Source organism: Vibrio sp. Y58_MX_L22, from assembly GCF_024181865.1.
Classification (GTDB): Bacteria; Pseudomonadota; Gammaproteobacteria; order Enterobacterales; family Vibrionaceae; genus Vibrio; species Vibrio alginolyticus.
The window spans coordinates 53,998-71,928 of record NZ_JAMZAN010000010.1 but is presented as its reverse complement, the minus strand read 5'-3'; the positions used below and the strand labels follow the sequence as shown (position 1 = coordinate 71,928).

Annotated in this window: 14 protein-coding genes; 1 reads left to right on the top strand and 13 read right to left on the bottom strand. The window is 45.5% G+C overall.

Annotated elements, in window-relative coordinates; genetic code table 11:
* Nucleotides 1–90 precede the first annotated feature (90 nt).
* Both mutT and secA read right to left on the bottom strand, forming a co-directional pair.
* On the bottom strand, nucleotides 91–489 hold the full coding sequence (mutT, locus tag NL626_RS19380) for an 8-oxo-dGTP diphosphatase MutT (protein ID WP_005387387.1): 399 nt from the start codon (nucleotides 487–489) through the stop codon (nucleotides 91–93).
* A gap of 155 nt (nucleotides 490–644) precedes the next feature.
* Entirely contained in the window at nucleotides 645–3,374 is a 2,730-nt protein-coding gene (gene secA / locus NL626_RS19375; protein ID WP_176311268.1) for a preprotein translocase subunit SecA, read from the bottom strand.
* Between the two features lie 407 nt (nucleotides 3,375–3,781).
* Between secA and NL626_RS19370 the strand changes: the two genes are divergently transcribed.
* A complete protein-coding gene (locus NL626_RS19370) occupies nucleotides 3,782–4,240 on the top strand; it encodes a DUF721 domain-containing protein (protein WP_005381869.1) in 459 nt (152 codons plus the stop codon).
* A gap of 113 nt (nucleotides 4,241–4,353) precedes the next feature.
* On the opposite strand, the gene lpxC is transcribed toward NL626_RS19370, so the two are convergent.
* The 11 genes from lpxC to murE all read right to left on the bottom strand — a co-directional run bounded on the left by lpxC (nucleotide 4,354) and on the right by murE (nucleotide 17,899).
* Entirely contained in the window at nucleotides 4,354–5,271 is a 918-nt protein-coding gene (gene lpxC, locus NL626_RS19365) for a UDP-3-O-acyl-N-acetylglucosamine deacetylase (protein WP_005381871.1), read from the bottom strand.
* Between the two features lie 101 nt (nucleotides 5,272–5,372).
* Nucleotides 5,373–6,611, bottom strand: a complete 1,239-nt coding sequence (ftsZ, locus tag NL626_RS19360; protein ID WP_017633617.1) for a cell division protein FtsZ — start codon at nucleotides 6,609–6,611, stop codon at nucleotides 5,373–5,375.
* 30 nt (nucleotides 6,612–6,641) lie between these two features.
* Nucleotides 6,642–7,904 (bottom strand): cell division protein FtsA, encoded by a 1,263-nt coding sequence (gene ftsA, locus NL626_RS19355; RefSeq protein WP_005372946.1) that lies wholly within the window; start codon nucleotides 7,902–7,904, stop codon nucleotides 6,642–6,644.
* Nucleotides 7,897–8,679 (bottom strand): cell division protein FtsQ/DivIB, encoded by a 783-nt coding sequence (locus NL626_RS19350; protein WP_005387393.1) that lies wholly within the window; start codon nucleotides 8,677–8,679, stop codon nucleotides 7,897–7,899. The genes ftsA and NL626_RS19350 overlap by 8 nt, the downstream gene beginning before the upstream one ends.
* Before the next feature lie 192 nt (nucleotides 8,680–8,871).
* Complete coding sequence (gene murC, locus NL626_RS19345; RefSeq protein ID WP_005387395.1) at nucleotides 8,872–10,329, bottom strand: UDP-N-acetylmuramate--L-alanine ligase; 1,458 nt, start codon at nucleotides 10,327–10,329, stop codon at nucleotides 8,872–8,874.
* Nucleotides 10,330–10,352: 23 nt separating this feature from the next.
* Nucleotides 10,353–11,420 carry an undecaprenyldiphospho-muramoylpentapeptide beta-N-acetylglucosaminyltransferase gene (gene murG, locus NL626_RS19340; protein ID WP_031781122.1) on the bottom strand — a complete coding sequence of 356 codons (1,068 nt, stop codon included), beginning with the start codon at nucleotides 11,418–11,420 and terminating at the stop codon, nucleotides 10,353–10,355.
* Nucleotides 11,407–12,603, bottom strand: a complete 1,197-nt coding sequence (ftsW, locus tag NL626_RS19335) for a cell division protein FtsW (RefSeq protein WP_005372933.1) — start codon at nucleotides 12,601–12,603, stop codon at nucleotides 11,407–11,409. The genes murG and ftsW overlap by 14 nt, the downstream gene beginning before the upstream one ends.
* Nucleotides 12,604–12,621: 18 nt before the next feature.
* Nucleotides 12,622–13,935, bottom strand: a complete 1,314-nt coding sequence (gene murD, locus NL626_RS19330; protein WP_253657659.1) for a UDP-N-acetylmuramoyl-L-alanine--D-glutamate ligase — start codon at nucleotides 13,933–13,935, stop codon at nucleotides 12,622–12,624.
* Nucleotides 13,936–13,974: 39 nt separating this feature from the next.
* Nucleotides 13,975–15,057 carry a phospho-N-acetylmuramoyl-pentapeptide-transferase gene (mraY, locus tag NL626_RS19325; RefSeq protein ID WP_005372931.1) on the bottom strand — a complete coding sequence of 361 codons (1,083 nt, stop codon included), beginning with the start codon at nucleotides 15,055–15,057 and terminating at the stop codon, nucleotides 13,975–13,977.
* Nucleotides 15,057–16,421, bottom strand: a complete 1,365-nt coding sequence (murF, locus tag NL626_RS19320; protein WP_017821486.1) for a UDP-N-acetylmuramoyl-tripeptide--D-alanyl-D-alanine ligase — start codon at nucleotides 16,419–16,421, stop codon at nucleotides 15,057–15,059. The genes mraY and murF overlap by 1 nt, the downstream gene beginning before the upstream one ends.
* Complete coding sequence (gene murE / locus NL626_RS19315) at nucleotides 16,418–17,899, bottom strand: UDP-N-acetylmuramoyl-L-alanyl-D-glutamate--2,6-diaminopimelate ligase (protein ID WP_253657658.1); 1,482 nt, start codon at nucleotides 17,897–17,899, stop codon at nucleotides 16,418–16,420. Before murE ends, murF begins: the two co-directional genes overlap by 4 nt.
* Between the last annotated feature and the right edge of the window lie 32 nt (nucleotides 17,900–17,931).

Genomic DNA, 17,931 nt, shown 5'->3' with positions numbered 1-17,931 from the left:
GGATAACGAGGTTTGCTCTCGTTCTCTCGTTTCGCTTAATCTGTTTAAACTAACAACATACCGTGGTTACCACAAGCAAGTTCATCAGGCTTAAGCGAACTCTTTTACGACACGCTCCAAGATAGGCACGTTCGCTTCAGGAAAGGCATAGTTACCCAATTCTCTTATCTCGACCCAGCGACCTTCTTGACCTTCTCGGCCGTAAGGCTCATTACTGAACTTAGATACCGTAATAAAATCAAACTTAAGTGATTTGTCTGGATAGTCATATTCCAAATGCTCGAAAAGGGCTTGCTCAGTAACTTCAATTCCTACTTCTTCTTCAAGTTCTCTTGCTAGAGCATGTTCAATACTTTCTCCTGACTCGACTTTCCCACCGGGAAACTCCCAAAACCCGCCTTTATGCTTGTCGTCTGGACGCTTTGTAATAAAAATTTTTGATTTGTCTTGGTTAAAAATAATAGCCGCGACTATGTGAATTCTTTTCATAGGGGTTCCTAACTCTCAAGCCGTTACACTTCAACGGTCTTTGAATCTCTAAAACTATCCGATGCTATCAAAACTTATGAAATTCGACAGCCACAGAATTTGCTTAAAAAAAGAGCCGCCTAGGCGACTCTTTAAAAAATTATCTGACTAATACGTTAGTCGATTTTGCCGTGGCACTGTTTATACTTCTTACCACTACCACAAGGGCAAGGCTCATTGCGACCTACTTTACGTTCATCACGTACCATTGGCTGACTTGAACCTTCTTCAGATTCTTCACCTTCAGAAAGAGGGTTTTGTGCTGCTGCGTGTTGCGCTTGAGCACGACGAGCCGCCTCTTCAGCTTGCGCACGACGTTGCTCTTCCATACGTTCAACTTCTTCTTGTTGCTGAACTCGAACGCGAGATAGAACAGTAATCACATCAGTTTTCAGCGCTTCTAGTAGACCTTCAAACAGTTCAAACGATTCACGCTTGTATTCCTGTTTCGGGTTCTTCTGCGCATAGCCGCGTAAGTGAATACCCTGACGCAAGTGATCCATTGCTGCCAAGTGCTCTTTCCAAAGCGTATCCAGAGTTTGAAGCATAACCGATTTCTCGAAGTTACGAAGCACTTGCGCACCCACCACTTCCTCTTTCTCTTTGTACACTTCAACGGCTAGATTGATGATCTTCTCGCGTAGCGCCTCTTCGTAAAGCTTATCGTCTTCTTCAAGCCATTGCTTCACTGGTGCATCAAGATCGAAGTCTGCTTTCAAGCGCTCTTGCAGACCTTCAACGTCCCACATATCTTCTAGTGATTGTGGCGGGATGTACTCATCAATAACCGCTGTTAGCACATCTTCACGGTTTTGCTCGATCATACCGCTGATGTCTTCAACGTTCATCAATTCGTCGCGCAGCTCGTAGACAACCTTACGCTGATCGTTCGCCACATCATCGTATTCTAGTAGCTGCTTACGGATATCAAAGTTACGACCTTCCACTTTGCGCTGTGCTTTTTCAATTGAGCGAGAAAGCATTTTCGATTCAATAGCTTCACCTTCTTCCATACCACTTTGAATAAGGCTCGCCATACGATCAGAAGTGAAAATACGTAACAAAGAGTCTTCCATAGATAGGTAGAAGCGCGATGAACCCGCATCACCTTGACGACCAGAACGACCACGTAGCTGGTTATCAATACGGCGAGATTCGTGGCGCTCAGTACCAATGATGTGTAGACCACCAGCATCTAGTACTTGATCATGTACCACTTTCCACTCTGCTTTAATCGCATCGATTTGTTCTTGAGTTGGGTTCGCCAAAGCTTCCACTTTTGATTGCCAACTACCGCCAAGCACAATATCCGTACCACGACCGGCCATGTTGGTCGCGATAGTTACCGCACCAGGCATACCCGCTTCAGCGACAATTTCCGCTTCCTTCTCATGGAATTTCGCATTCAATACGTTGTGTTTGATCTTCGCTTTCTTCAATGCGTTAGAAAGAAGTTCTGATTTTTCAATCGATACGGTACCAACCAATGTTGGCTGACCTTTCGCAACGCGCTCTTTGATATCTTCAATGATTGCCGCAAACTTCTCAGCTTCGGTACGGTACACCACATCCGGCATATCGTTACGAATCATTGGTTTGTTGGTTGGAATAACAACAGTTTCCAAGCCATAAATAGATTGGAACTCAAACGCTTCAGTATCCGCAGTACCTGTCATACCAGACAGTTTTTCGTATAAGCGGAAGTAGTTCTGGAAGGTAATCGAAGCCAAAGTTTGGTTTTCGTTTTGAATCTTAACGCCTTCTTTCGCTTCTACTGCTTGATGAAGACCTTCAGACCAACGACGACCTGGCATTGTACGACCAGTATGTTCATCAACAATTACTACTTCACCTTCGTCAGTAACGATGTAATCAACGTTGCGCTCAAACAACACATGAGCACGCAAAGCGGCATTCACGTGATGTAACATGCTGATGTTAGTCGGAGAGTAAAGTGTGTCACCCTCTTCCATAAGACCATTTTTCACCAACAGTTCTTCAACGTACTCTTGGCCCGTTTCTGTGAGATATACTTGCTTTGATTTCTCATCAACAGTGTAGTGACCATCACCACGATATTCTTCAGAGTCTTCTTTGTCTTGCTTTTTAAGATGCGGGATCAAAAGGTTGATTCGGGTGTATAGCTCAGAGCTATCTTCAGCAGGACCAGAAATGATTAAAGGGGTACGAGCTTCATCAATTAGGATTGAGTCCACCTCATCGACAACTGCAAAGAAGCGTTCACGTTGTACGCGATCTTCGCTACGGAAAGCCATATTGTCACGAAGGTAGTCAAAACCAAATTCATTGTTCGTTCCGTACAAGATGTCAGCTTGGTACGCTTCTTTTTTCTCTTGAGGAGGCATGTTTGGCACGTTTACGCCAACAGTCATACCTAAAAATTCAAATAGAGGGCGGTTTGTCTCTGCATCACGTTTAGCTAGATAATCGTTCACTGTTACAATGTGAACGCCTTTACCAGCCAGGGCATTTAGGTAAGCAGGAAGCGTTGCCGTCAGCGTTTTACCTTCACCCGTACGCATTTCAGCGATTTGACCCGCATTTAGAACCATACCGCCGATAAGCTGGACGTCGAAGTGGCGCATACCGTAGACACGCTTAGATGCTTCACGAACCGTAGCAAAAGCTTCTGGAAGTAGTTTATCAAGAGTTTCACCTTTCTCTAGGCGCTCACGGAATTCAACCGTCTTTGCTTTTAACTCTTCATCACTTAGAGCCTCGAATGTTGGCTCATAGTTATTAATTTCTTTTACAATTTTTCTAAGGCGGCGCAGTGTTCGGTCGTTGCGACTGCCAATCACTTTTGTCAGTAGCTTAGTTATCATTTTTCGTGAATCTCTCTTTATTCAGACCGTTCCCGATCTACTCATAATGCCTTCAGTCTCTGCCAGTTTGGAACTAAGAATACTGAGATAAATCATTTATCAAAGATATTGAGTTCAAACATCCATATTTCAAGGCTAAGTTTTGAAACAATGTGGCTTAGTGTAAGGATTTTTAATCGATACAACCATAAATAGACGTATTTGTTTGAAGCACTCTGAAGTTTTTACTTAAAGTGGTGACTGATTAGCCGATATTGCATACCGCAATATGTGTAATCCATCCAGAGCAAACTTTGCTTTTTACCTTGCTACATTGTAAAACTGAAGCTAAAGACGTTAATGTAAACTATACCTTGATAGAAAGCTGCTCTAGAATAGCTATATCTCAACAAAATTAGATTTTACCTATGCGTGATCACCGTCCAACCTCGACTGAAGATGTTATTGCTGAGTCACAGTTCAAGCAGATTCAAGAACATGCTGGAGAAATCTTACAGCTTAACCAAGCTTTGCAAGAGGTCTTACCCATGGGGACGGCCGATCATTGCCGAGTAGCGAATGTTCGTAACGGCCATCTATTGATCGATGTCTCTAGTGCCGCAATCAAAATGAAGATCGATTACGATCGCCTCATGATCCTAAATAAACTTCGTACTCAAGGCTTTGCCAAGCTGATGAGCGTTGAAGTGAGGATCAATCCTTCACTATATAGAAACCGCTTTCAACAAGACGACAGACCTAAGCGTCCACCACTAACCGAATCTGCAGCAAAGTCATTAATGACGATTGCCGACATGGCGCCACCTAAAATTCAAGAGCGTTTAAAACGATTAGCCGATATGGCAGAAAAGGAAGATCGTAAGTGAACGTTATTTCAATATGCTGAAAGCTTGAATGTTATTGATAAGTCGAAGATTAAAGCCAAATAGCAAAAAACCAGGCATAAGCCTGGTTTTTTATTAATTCTAATGCCAAGTATTTACGCAAGCACCATATTTGGTTCTGCGAATGCTACTGGTGAGCCGACTTCTTCTTCGAATGTAGTCCACTCCCACGCTTCCTGATCTGCAAGAACAGCACGTAACAGTTGGTTATTTAAACCGTGGCCAGATTTAAAGGCACGGAATTCACCAATGATTGGGTGGCCACACATGTAAAGGTCACCAATCGCATCCAACACTTTGTGAGTCACAAACTCATTTTCAAAGCGTAGACCTTCTTCATTAAGAATACGGTAATCATCCAAAACGATAGCATTGTCAAAACTACCACCCAAAACTAGGTTTTGAGATTGTAGATATTCGATATCACGCATAAAGCCAAACGTACGTGCTCGAGAAATCTCACGAACAAAGCCTTTTGACGAGAAATCAAACAGCAAACGTTGCTCGTCTGATTCAATCGCTGGGTGATTAAACTCAATTTCGAAGTCCATACGGAAGCCGTTAAATGGTACAAATTCTGCCCATTTATCACCATCTTCAAAACGAACTGGCTTTTTGATACGGATGAAGCGTTTTGGCGCATTTTGCGTTTCGATACCTGCTTGTTGTAGCAAGTATACAAATGGGCTTGCACTACCATCCATGATCGGAATTTCAGGTGCGTCTACTTCGACAACAATGTTATCGATGCCCATACCAGCAAGTGCCGCATTCAAGTGCTCAACAGTTGAAATACGCACACCTTCATCGTTTACCAATGCAGTACAAAGCATGGTGTCACGAACCGAAGCTGGATCAGCTGGAAAATCTACAGGTGGATTTACATCTGTACGACGGTAAATGATACCTGTATTTGCAGCAGCCGGGCGCAGAGTAAGTGTGACTTTACGACCAGAGTGGAGACCCACACCAGTTGTTTTCACTATTTCTTTCAGAGTACGTTGTCTGATCATCTGCTTGCCTCTCAAAAATTTGCTACAAAACACGGCCGTCTGTAACGTCGACCGTGAATGCTACCATAATTTTGAGCCATGTCAAATTTATGGGTTAAAGATTAATCAGCCTGACGACGCAAAAATGCCGGTATATCTAAATAACCACTTTCCTTTTCTTGCTTTGGAGCCGCAGAACTTTGGCTCGACGAAGCTGGAGAAGAAGGAGCAGTGTTTGTCGGCTGAGGAGTTACCTGTGGCTTCTCTTGCACTTGATTATTTTGCAAGGTCTGTGCCGGTTTTTCTTCAGCTTGCGTTGCCGCTGCTTGTTGCTGTGGTTGAGCTTGCGGCGTCGGTGCCACTTTAGCTTTACCACCCGCAACTAGCGTGATATCTGGCTTTTTCTCATTACCAATACCTGTCGCTACAACTGTTACGCGGATTTCGTCAGTCATATCAGGGTCTAGAGAAGTACCGATAACAACAGTCGCATTGTCAGAAGCGAATGCCTTCACTGTATTACCAACCGTCTCAAACTCGTCAAGACGCATATCCAGACCAGCAGTAATATTGACAAGAACACCACGAGCGCCCGCTAGATCGATGTCTTCGAGAAGTGGGCTAGAAATTGCCATTTCAGCCGCTTCTTCAGCACGGTCTTCACCTTTGGCGATGCCGCTACCCATCATTGCGTGACCCATTTCAGACATTACAGTTCTTACGTCCGCAAAGTCGACGTTGATCATGCCAGGGCGAGTAATTAGCTCAGCAATACCTTGAACGGCATTCTTAAGAACATCGTTAGCGCTTGCAAAAGCTTCTAGTAGTGTTACACCACGACCAAGTACTTTAAGTAGCTTTTCGTTTGGAATCGTGATCAAAGAGTCAACATGCTTAGACAGCTCATCGATACCTTGCTCAGCAAATGCCAAACGCTTTTTACCTTCAAAACTAAACGGTTTAGTTACTACCGCTACTGTTAGAATGCCAAGCTCTTTAGCCACTTCAGCAATAACAGGCGCTGCACCAGTACCGGTACCGCCACCCATACCAGCTGCGATAAACACCATATCGGCGCCAGTCAGGGAATCTTTAATTCGATCTCTGTCTTCGAGAGCTGCGTCACGGCCAACCTGTGGATTAGCACCTGCACCCAGACCTTTAGTGATATCACCACCGATCTGAATAACATTGCCAACGCTTGTCTTACGAAGTGCTTGCGCATCAGTGTTGACGCTGATGAATTCCACACCTTCGATGGATTCACGCACCATGTGTTCAACGGCGTTACCACCGCCGCCACCAACCCCAACGACCTTGATTACTGCATCGTCAGACATTTCCATCATCGGTTCAAACATGTGTTGTCTCCGTTTATCCTGCAACTCAGGTTAAAACTCTTTTTGTATCCAGTTACGCAATTTATCGAAAAAGCCAGTTACAGATGAGCGTTTAGGTTCATTATAATCGCTATCGTCGCTAGACTGCATGTCTCTTGCGTAATGAAGTAATCCAACTGCCGTAGAATGGTACGGCTCTTTTACATAGTCAGTTAATCCGCTGACTTCGAGCGGTTTGCCGACCCTTACTTGATTGCGGAATACGCGTTCCGCACATTCTACCACTCCGTCCATTTGCGCAGCACCGCCGGTGAGTACAACTCCCGCAGCCAGATGGTGCTTGATACCCTCTTCGCGCAATTTTGCTTGTACAGAGTCGATAGTTTGGTTAACCAGTCCCATAAGCTCAGAGTAGCGTGGCTCAATCACTTCTGACAACGTTTGACGTTGCAGGCTACGTGATGGTCGTCCACCTACGCTTGGTACATTAACCGTGTCATCCTTACTGACCAGTTCACTCAAAGCACAGCCATATTTGACTTTTATTTCTTCAGCATCGCTCACTGGCGTACCAAAAGCAAAAGCAATATCACTGGTTACAGCATTTCCTGCGTACGAAAATACTTCTGTGTGACGTAACGCACCGCCAGTCCAGATGGCCACATCCATCGTGCCGGCGCCAATATCAACCACACAAACTCCAAGCTCTCTTTCATCCTCGGTGATTACTGCATTGCTAGCAGCAAGCCCAGAAAATACGAGTTGTTCTACTTTAAGGCCGCAGCGTTCTACCGCCTTAATAATGTTGCGTGCCATGTCATTATGGCATGAGATAAGGTGGACACTCACTTCCATTCTTACCCCAGATAAACCAAGCGGATTTTTGATTCCTTCTTGGTAATCAATGGTGAACTCTTGCGGGATCACATGAAGAATTCGCTGTTCATCACCGATTTTAATCGATTTTGCGGTATGGATAGCGCGATCCATGTCTTCTTGAGACACCTCTTCATCAGAAATCGTGCCCATACCTTTTTCAATTCGGCTTGCGATATGCTTACCAGACAACGAAATGAAGACTCGGCTGATCTGGCACTCTGCCATTAATTCAGCTTGATCAATTGCACGTTGTACTGATTTTACAACCGACTCCAAATCATTCACGCCACCTTTATCCATGCCGCGTGAGGGGCTACTACCTGCGCCAATAATATTAATTTGACCGTCTGGTAAAACCTCACCCACTAGAGCCGATACGGTTGCAGTGCCTATATCAAGACCAACAATAATGTTGTCATCAGCGGCCTTAGTCATCTGTACTCTCTTCTAACTCTTGTTCAGGAAACCAACCAACTGCGGCTCCTGTATCGTACCTAAGATCGATATAACTGATTCTTTGCGTGTCACTGCCAAGCTTGTTATAGAGCTTAAAAAAGCGCTCTATACGCTCAAGAAGAGACTCTTTACCGAGCTCTAATCGAATACCGTTATCAAGGATGATTTGCCAAGCTCGTCGCTCGTTTAATACCAGAGACGATATCGCTAAACCCAATTGCTGAAACTTAGGACTCAAATCACGGTAAGTCTGTAAGACTTCCGGTCCGCTATCTTTGGGTCCGTACAGCTTCACTTTTTCTTCTTGCAACAGAGCAACATCTCCATCAAAAACGAACCCGTTTTTATCTAACAGTTCGTTGCCATTCCAAATGGCTTCTGGTTGATGCTCCGTCAAAAAAACTTTTACTGTATCCGGCCACTGCTTTCGGATTGCGGCATGCGCTACCCATGGCAGAGCTTCGACACTTTGCTGTAATACATCAATATCCTGAGACATAAATGTACCGATGTGATCAATTCGACTAAATGCAGCCTGCACATCGTCAGCTTGGACATACTCCAGTTTCCCCTGAAGTACTATTTTGGAGAGAGGTAACCTTTGGTCATCCCACATCCAACTGATCGCCGCGTACAAAACAGAACTAATTAAAGTCACAACCACAACGAAAAATAACGCACCCAAGATTTTTTCTTGGCGACCACGGTTGTTACCCGTGTTTGGTCGCTCGTCATTCAGTGCAATATTCAACAACGTCTTCGTTTCCTGACTTTTGTCGTGTACTTTTTACCCATATAATTACGCAGAGGTAAAAGTCTTGACTTTAACCTTGGGATTATACTGAGCTCTTGTAAACTATCAAACACTGATAGCAATAAATCACAATGATATTGACGCAAAATCGAGATCTGAGTCTTTATCTGTCCTTCGCGTCAACAATATGTGTCAGCCAAGCATCTTGTTTATATTCAATTTAAGACCTGCTAGCTGTTTCGCCACTTTACCAATATCACCCGCACCTTGCGTTAAGATTAGGTCGCCGTCTTGTATAACGTTAGCTAAAACTGAAGGTAATTGCTCGATTTCTGGAACAAAAATCGGATCTACCTTGCCTCGGCTACGAATTGTGCGACATAAAGCGCGCCCATCAGCACCTGCAATCGGCTTTTCACCCGCTGCGTAAACATCCAGCATGATTAATACATCCACCTGTTCAAGCACATTCGCGAAATCATCGTATAAATCACGAGTACGGCTATAACGGTGCGGTTGGAAAATCATCACCAAACGCTTGTCTTGCCAACCACTGCGTGCTGCATTAATGGTTACATCCACTTCTGTTGGATGATGGCCGTAATCATCAACAAGCATTGCATGGCCGTTGCCAGTATCAAACTCGCCAAGGTGATCAAAACGTCTTCCCGTACCTTGCGTACCAGCCATTGCCTTTAGGATCGCATCGTCTTCAATATCATCTTCAGTAGCAACCGCAATCGCAGCAGACGCATTCAATGCATTGTGACGACCTGGAATATTCAGCGTGATATCTAAGTTAGCTCGCCCTTTACGTACTACCGTAAATTTGCCTTGCTGTCCCTCTTGACGATAATCTTCAATACGCACGTCGGCATCTTCAGAAAAACCGTAAGTTATCACTTGACGACTAATACGTGGGATTAACTCTCGAACCACAGGATCGTCAATGCAAACAATTGCTTGGCCGTAAAACGGTAGATTATGAAGGAAATCGATGAAGGTTTGCTTTAAGGTTTCAAAGTCACCACCATAGGTATCCATATGATCGGCTTCGATATTGGTAACAATGCTCACCATTGGTTGCAAGTGCAGGAATGACGCGTCACTTTCATCTGCCTCTGCAATTAGAATACGACTCGAGCCTAGACGCGCATTTGTACCTGCGCTTTTCACCAAACCGCCATTCACAAACGTTGGATCAAGACCGGCTTCAGAATAGATTTGAGTAACAAGAGCGGTCGTCGTGGTTTTACCGTGTGTACCCGCAACGGCAATACCGTGACGGAATCGCATCAATTCAGCCAACATCTCTGCGCGGCGTACAATAGGGATGCGTAATTCACGTGCCGCCATCACTTCAGGGTTTTCTTCGTTGATCGCCGTTGACACAACAACCACACTGGCTTTTTCTACATTACTGGCTTGATGACCAATAAATACCGTCGCACCTTTTGATACCAAACGCTCTGTCACAGCGTTCTCTGATAGATCAGAACCTGTGATTTGGTAGCCTTCGTTCAACAGCACTTCTGCAATGCCGCTCATGCCCGCACCACCAATACCGATGAAGTGGATGGATTTCACGCGGCGCATCTCTGGCACCATTGCGCGAATCTGAGCTAAGTCTTGTGTATGTTGGATTGTCATCAATTCTATTCTCAATAATTCGGTTAACGCTTTTCGGTCAAAGCGACAATGGCTTGTGCGACAACTCGGTCAGCATTCAATTTTGCAGCGCCACGCGCTTGCTCAGCCATTGTAAGTAAAGCTTGGCGATCCAATTGTTGGATCTGCAGAGTCAGAGACTCAACGGTTAAATCTGGTTGTTCAATCATTTTCGCCGCGCCGCAATCCACCAAGTGGTCTGCATTAAGTGCTTGCTGGCGGTCTTTGTGCATGAATGGAACAAAAATAGCGCCTACACCTGCCGCCGAGACTTCAGATACGGTTAACGCTCCAGAGCGACAAACTAAAAGGTCAGCCCATGCGTAAGCTTCTGCAACGTCATCAATGAATTCCATTACTTCTGCATTTACCACACCATTAGCTTGGTATGCTGCATTCACTTCTTCGGCGGCACCTTTACCCGCTTGATGACGAATACAGTAATCTTCGCCCAATTTCGACATCACTTCTGGCAGAGTTTGGTTAAGAATACGTGCGCCTTGGCTGCCACCCATCACCAAAATGCGAATTGGACCTTGGCGCTCTTGCATGCGCTCAGTTGGCGCTGCTAATTGAGTCACGTCTTCACGAACTGGGTTCCCAACCACTTCGGCATTTGGAAAAGCGCCTGGGAAAGCCTGAAAAACCTTCTTAGCGATTTTCGATAACCATTGGTTCGTTAAACCTGCTACTGCATTTTGTTCATGCAGAACAACAGGAATGCCACTCATCCAAGCGGCAATACCGCCCGGGCCGCTAACATAACCGCCCATACCAAGCACTGCGTCTGGCTGCCAGCGTTTCATGTGAGCACGAGCCTGCATAATGGCATTGATAATTTGAAATGGTGCTGCAAGAAGACGTTTAACGCCTTGACCTCGTAACCCTTTCACTTTGATAAAGTCGATTTCAATGCCATGTTTTGGCACCAAATCCGCTTCCATTCGATCCGCCGTACCTAACCAACGGATCTCCCAACCTTGCTCTTGAAGCTGTTTTGCTACCGCCAAACCTGGGAATACGTGACCGCCAGTACCACCAGCCATCACCATCAAACGTTTATTTTGTTTCATTAGCTTGTTGTTCTGATTGTTGTTGCTCGCGTTTCAAGCGGCATTCGTAATCGATACGCAGTAGTATGGACACTGCGACGGACATAATTATTAGACTAGAACCACCATAACTGATGAGTGGAAGTGTTAAACCTTTAGTTGGAACAATACCGGCGGCAGCTCCAACATTAACCAAGGTTTGAAACGCAAACCAAATACCAATTCCGAAAGCCAGATAACCTCCGAACATTTCGCCTTCTTCAAATGCACGCTTGCCGATGTAAACCGCTTTTAGCACCAAGCTAAAAATCAGCATTAAGACCAGCACTACGCCTACGAAACCAAGCTCTTCAGCAAGTACGGCAAACACAAAGTCGGTATGCGCTTCCGGTAGATATTCCAGTTTTTGAATTGAATTACCGAGACCTTGTCCGAACCATTCACCACGACCAAACGCCATCAAAGACTGAGTCAACTGATAGCCACTGCCAAATGGATCTTCCCACGGGTCAAGGAAGGAGGTTACTCGTCGCATACGGTATGGCTCGACGAGAATCAAACCTACCACAGCGCCGATACCTGCCACCATCAAGGCGAGAAACTGGGTTAGTTTTGCACCTGCGATAAAAAGCATGCCAAACAGCGTGACCAGCATCACGACAACCGTCCCCAAGTCTGGCTGACCAAGTAGTAATACTGCAAAGAAGGCAAACACCATGATTGGCTTCATAAAGCCACCAAAGAACGTTTGTCGTACTTCGTCTTGCTTTCGAACTAAGTAACCAGACATGAAGATAAACAGCGATAGCTTCGCGACCTCCGCTGGCTGAAGGTTAAACAGCCCGAGGGGAATCCAACGAGACGCACCATTAACCGACTTACCCGCCAAGAGCACGATGATCAACAGTGCGAAAGAAGCCCAAAGTAAGTAATGGCTCTTCTTAAACCACTCTTGCAAAGGCACTTGCAAAATAACAGCGGAGGTCCCTAACGCCAGCACGAGAAACGTCGCATGACGAAACATAAAGTGGAACGGCTGTTCCGTTAATCGAGAGCTGATTGGAAATGATGCAGAGGTTACCATGACCAAACCAGTCAACATCAAACCCAGTGCAATCCACACTAACTGACGATCAAACATCGCCTCTGGGGCTGGATGCTTGAGCCAATTGCCAATACTGCGTTTAACGTTACCTAAACCCACGAAGTGTGTAACCTTTAATTATGCATATTTCTGAGCAAGAGCAGCGAAAGCATCACCTCTTGCCATAAAGTTGTCGAATTGATCAAAGCTAGCACATGCAGGAGACAGCATCACCATATCACCTGGTTTTAACTGCGAAGATACTTGTTGAATCACATCTTCCATAGTGTCGAAACGTATTGCAGATTCATGCAGTGGCATAAATTCATCGCCATCAGCGCCAAAGCAACACAGTTGCAAGTTAAGCGTCGCGAAGATCGGTTTTAATGGCGAGAAGTCAGCACCTTTGCCAACACCACCAACGAGTAAGTAGAGCTTGCCTGTCGATTCCAAACCAGATAGCGCAGCCATAGTGCTGGCAATATTAGTTGCTTTAGAGTCATTCACCCATTTGACGCCTTGATTATCCGCAACCACCTGGCATCGGTGTGTCAGTCCCGTGTAATTTTTAAGTGCATTCAATGCTTTGTGATAGTTTACGTCCGCAGCTTTTAATAGCGCTAAAGCAACCAGAGCGTTAGATAAGTTGTGCTTACCAACCAACTTAAGCTCATCACTTGCGACAACTCGTTGACCGTGATCGAGCAGCCAAGTACGGTTGCCATCCACCTCGAGACCAAAGTCCTGATTGTCGCTGCCAAATGTCACCAATGGCATCTCTGCGTCTGGGAAGGTTTCTTGATCATCACGGTTCACGACTGCAAGAGCAGCATGGTTAAAAATACGCAACTTAGCTTGTCGATAGTCAGACATACCTTGATAACGATCCATATGATCTTCAGAAAGATTCAGAAACGCAGCGACTTTGAGCTTTAAGCTTGACGTCGTTTCTAACTGGAAGCTCGAGAGTTCGAGTACATATAGGTCTGCGTCTTGTTCTAACAAATCCAGTGCAGGCACACCGATGTTACCACCAACGCCAACATCCAAACCTGCAGCCTCAGCCATCACACCTGTGAGGTCGGTTACTGTGCTCTTACCGTTTGAGCCCGTAATCGCAATCACCGGTTTCTGCACCGCCCAAGCGAATAACTCGATATCACCTACTACGGCCGTACCTTTTGCTAATACGGCTTGGATCTCTGGTGTCGCTAGCGCAATACCAGGGTTGGTCACGATAAGATCCGCGTCAGAAAGCCAGTCTGTATTCCAACCACCACTATGCAGTTGAACACTTTCCGGCAAGCGCTCTGCACCTGGAGGGTTTACACGAGTATCAATGACTTTGACCACAAGTTGTGGCTGATTTTTTCTTAGGTGTTTAACGACAGAGAGCCCGGTAATACCGAGCCCTACGACGACAACACTATGTATGTTTTGCCAACGTTCCATATTTGATCACACTGTAAATCTTGTTCTTGGAAAGCGCGATTAACGCACTTTCAATGTCGCAAGACCAATCAGAACAAGAACCATAGAAATAATCCAGAAGCGCACGATTACGCGAGGTTCTGGCCAACCTTTCAATTCGTAGTGGTGGTGAATTGGTGCCATACGGAAAATGCGCTGACCACGTAATTTGTAAGAACCTACCTGCAGGATGACTGATAGCGTTTCCATTACAAATACGCCACCCATGATCACCAACACCAACTCTTGACGAACTAGAACAGCAATGGTGCCCAATGCACCGCCAAGCGCTAGTGAGCCCACATCGCCCATGAACACTTGTGCTGGGTACGTGTTAAACCACAAGAAACCAAGGCCTGCACCTACGATTGCTGTACATACGACAACTAATTCAGAAGCATGTGGTAAGTATGGTATATGAAGGTATTCAGAGAAGTTAACGTTACCGGTCGCCCATGCAATAACCGCGAAGCCTGCTGCAACAAGAACCGTTGGCATGATTGCCAAACCGTCTAGACCATCAGTCAGGTTGACCGCGTTACTTGTACCTACAATGACAAAGTAAGTCAGAATGATATACATCAAACCAAGCTGCGGCATTATGTCTTTAAAGAATGGCACCACTAGCTGAGTTGCTGCTGTGTCTTTACCGTAAGCATACAATGCGAAAGCGACGACAAACGCGATCAACGACTGCCAGAAGTACTTCCAACGCGCGATCAAGCCATCGGTATTTTTGCGTACCACTTTACGATAATCATCAACAAATCCGACCGCACCGTAGCCAAGTAAGACTGTCAGTACCGCCCATACGTAAGGGTTGGATAAGTCTGTCCATAGCAAAATCGTGATTGAGATGGCCGCTAAGATCATGATACCGCCCATTGTTGGGGTACCACGCTTACTAAAGTGAGATTCAGGACCTTCGTTACGCACTACCTGACCAATTTGCAGCATTTGCAAACGCTTGATCATGATTGGTCCCATCCATAATGACAGACCTAGAGCGGTTAATACGCTTAGGATTGCTCGAAAAGACAAGTATTCAAACAATCGGAAAAAAGACAGGTATGGCTGTAGCAGCTCTGCAAGCCAAATAATCATTAATAATACTCCTTCAAAGCAGCAGCGACTTCAAACATACGTGCACCGTTCGCTCCTTTCACCAATATCGTATGGTTTTCAGGAACGGCTTGGTCTAGATGCTGCTTGATGTATTCAATCATCTCTTGGTGCGTCTCAAAATGAATGCCTTGGCAAAGATCACTGATCACCTTGGCGTCTGCACCATATGTGAGAACATGTTCAAATTTTTGTGGGGCAGCATGTTCCCCGACTTGACGATGAAGTGCAAGACTTTCCTCGCCCAATTCCGCCATATTACCTAAAATCAGCCAGCGTTGACCTGGGAAAGCGGCCAATAAATCAACTGCCGCTTTCATGGCTGGCACGCTCGCGTTGTAGCTGTCGTCAATCAATTTTATCTTTTCGCTCAGCGCTTCAACCTCGACGCGACCTTTCACTTTGTTCAAATGTTTAAGGCCAGCGCGAACCTCTTCTAATGTGGCGCCCATTTGTAACGCAATAATAGAAGCAGCGATGGCATTCGCAACGTTGTGTTGACCTATAATACCCAGAGACAGTTCAATTTCTTGTGAGCTTGCTGCGATATGTAAGTCAAAGCTTGCTTCACCTGCGGCGTTCAATACGATGTTAGAAGCGAAGAAGTCTGCATCAGTATTACTTTGTGAAAAAGTAATGACTTTCTTATCTGCTAACACTTCATCCCACTTGGCTTCACCATTGCTGTCTAGGTTAACAATCGCAATACCACCAGCTGAAAGGCCTTGGTAGATTTCACCTTTGGCTTGTTTCACGCCATCGATAGAACCAAAGCCTTCAAGGTGAGCGGCTGCTACATTGTTCACTAACGCGATATCTGGTTTTACTAACTGAGTCGTGTAAGCAATTTCACCTATATGGTTAGCACCAAGCTCAATCACGGCATAATCATCATCCTGCTGTGAGCGTAATAATGTCAACGGAACACCAATATCATTATTGAAGTTACCCGCCGTGAATAGCACTTTGCCTTTCAATTGCAGGATACTCGCAACCATTTCTTTTACGGTCGTTTTACCGCAACTTCCGGTGATGGCAACGGTAGGTGTTTGGCATGCTTGATGCACCCAAGAAGCAAACTCACCCAATGCAAGTTTGGTATCCGACACCACAATTTGCGGCACATTCACATCTAAGCGTTTTTCCACGAGTAAAGCACCGGCACCTGCATCTACCGCTTGTTGGCAAAAGTTGTGCGCATCAAAGCGCTCCCCTACTAACGCCACAAATAGAGCCCCACGATCAATCGTTCGTGTATCAGTAGAAACCGCGTCGATAAGTAGATCGTCGCCGAATCGCTCGCCACGAGTGATGTCTGCAATTTGAGATAACGTTACTTTGATCATGAGGTCAATCCTAAAAGTTGCATTGCGGACTCGCGGTCGGAGTAATGAATCGTTTCGCCATTACGAATCTGATAATCTTCATGACCCTTCCCAGCTAACAAGATAATGTCGTTTGGCGAAGCATTTTCAATGGCATAAGACAGTGCTTTGAAGCGGTCATGCTGAACAATCGCTTCAGCAGGTTTTGACAGCCCAGCTAACATGTCTTTCACAATCTGAACCGGATCTTCGCTGCGTGGGTTATCGTCAGTCAACACCACTCTGTCGCCTAGACGCTCTGCAATTTCCGCCATCATCGGGCGTTTACCTGCATCGCGATCGCCACCGCAGCCCAAAATAGCCCACAGCTGGCCTTCACAATGAACTCGTAAAGCTTGCAGCGCTTTTTCTAAAGCATCAGGAGTATGAGCATAATCGACCACGACTTTGGCACGATCCTCAGTTTGGAATAACTCCATTCGGCCGAGTACAGGTTGCAGTTGACCTGCGGTTTCGAGTAACGCTTGTTTCTCTTTACCTAAGCTTAATAAGGTCGCAAAAGCGAGCATTAAGTTGGTTGCATTAAACTCACCAATCAATGGCGCGTGCAATTCACCTGATCCAAATTTACCATCGAACTTAATAGTAATCCCTGACTCCGCGTAACTGACTTCCGTCGCCCAAATTGCGCTTTCAAATTCAGTGTTCGGCCTGAGCGAAACAGCGATCGCATTACTTAACTGCGACGCCCATTGATGACCTACTTCATCATCAACATTGATAATGGAACGTTCACATTGGTGTTGCGTGAACAACCCAAGCTTTGCATTGGCATACTCTTCCATCGTGCCATGATAATCTAAGTGGTCACGACTTAAGTTAGTAAACACGCCCGCCGCAAATGATAATGCTTTGACACGACCTTGCGTCAGGCCATGAGAAGATACTTCTAGCGCGGTGTATGTGGCTTGTTGATTTGCGAGAGAGGAGAGCGTTTTCTGAATTTCAACGGCATTCCCCGTTGTATTCGCAGCTTGTTGCAAGTTATTGAGGAAGCCATTTCCTGTTGTTCCCATTACCGCCGCTTTATGGTCAAGCAGTTCTAGCCATTGCGCTATTAACTGGGTAATGGTGGTTTTGCCGTTGGTGCCAGTGACACCAATCAAATCCATATTAGGGTAAGCATAGAGCTTTCCAGCAATTGCGGATAAACGTTGGTCCAACCTATCGATGTAAATGACGGGAACATCATCAATGATTTCCACCGTACCATGTGTTTTGACATCGCAGGCTTGCGCCAGGGCTGCATTTGCACCTTGCTCAATTGCAGAAGCAATGAATTTACGCCCATCCACAACATGGCCAATCACTGCTACAAACGTGGTTCCAGGTTGAACTCTTCGGCTGTCGAGCTCCAATTCAGAAACAAGAACGGACGATAAGCTAGGGCAATCCACCCAAGGGGAAAGCAGCACGTCCATACTGATGGCTTTAGTCATATTTGTTCTCCGAGCTTTGGCTCAGGTTTTCT

Bases quoted from the DNA above. Each gene is read 5' to 3' on its own strand.
- mutT (WP_005387387.1), bottom strand. From the start codon at position 489: ATGAAAAGAATTCACATAGTCGCGGCTATTATTTTTAACCAAGACAAA.
- secA (WP_176311268.1), bottom strand. From the start codon at position 3,374: ATGATAACTAAGCTACTGACAAAAGTGATTGGCAGTCGCAACGACCGA.
- NL626_RS19370 (WP_005381869.1), top strand. From the start codon at position 3,782: ATGCGTGATCACCGTCCAACCTCGACTGAAGATGTTATTGCTGAGTCA.
- lpxC (WP_005381871.1), bottom strand. From the start codon at position 5,271: ATGATCAGACAACGTACTCTGAAAGAAATAGTGAAAACAACTGGTGTG.
- ftsZ (WP_017633617.1), bottom strand. From the start codon at position 6,611: ATGTTTGAACCGATGATGGAAATGTCTGACGATGCAGTAATCAAGGTC.
- ftsA (WP_005372946.1), bottom strand. From the start codon at position 7,904: ATGACTAAGGCCGCTGATGACAACATTATTGTTGGTCTTGATATAGGC.
- murC (WP_005387395.1), bottom strand. From the start codon at position 10,329: ATGACAATCCAACATACACAAGACTTAGCTCAGATTCGCGCAATGGTG.
- murG (WP_031781122.1), bottom strand. From the start codon at position 11,420: ATGAAACAAAATAAACGTTTGATGGTGATGGCTGGTGGTACTGGCGGT.
- murD (WP_253657659.1), bottom strand. From the start codon at position 13,935: ATGGAACGTTGGCAAAACATACATAGTGTTGTCGTCGTAGGGCTCGGT.
- mraY (WP_005372931.1), bottom strand. From the start codon at position 15,057: ATGATTATTTGGCTTGCAGAGCTGCTACAGCCATACCTGTCTTTTTTC.
- murF (WP_017821486.1), bottom strand. From the start codon at position 16,421: ATGATCAAAGTAACGTTATCTCAAATTGCAGACATCACTCGTGGCGAG.
- murE (WP_253657658.1), bottom strand. From the start codon at position 17,899: ATGACTAAAGCCATCAGTATGGACGTGCTGCTTTCCCCTTGGGTGGAT.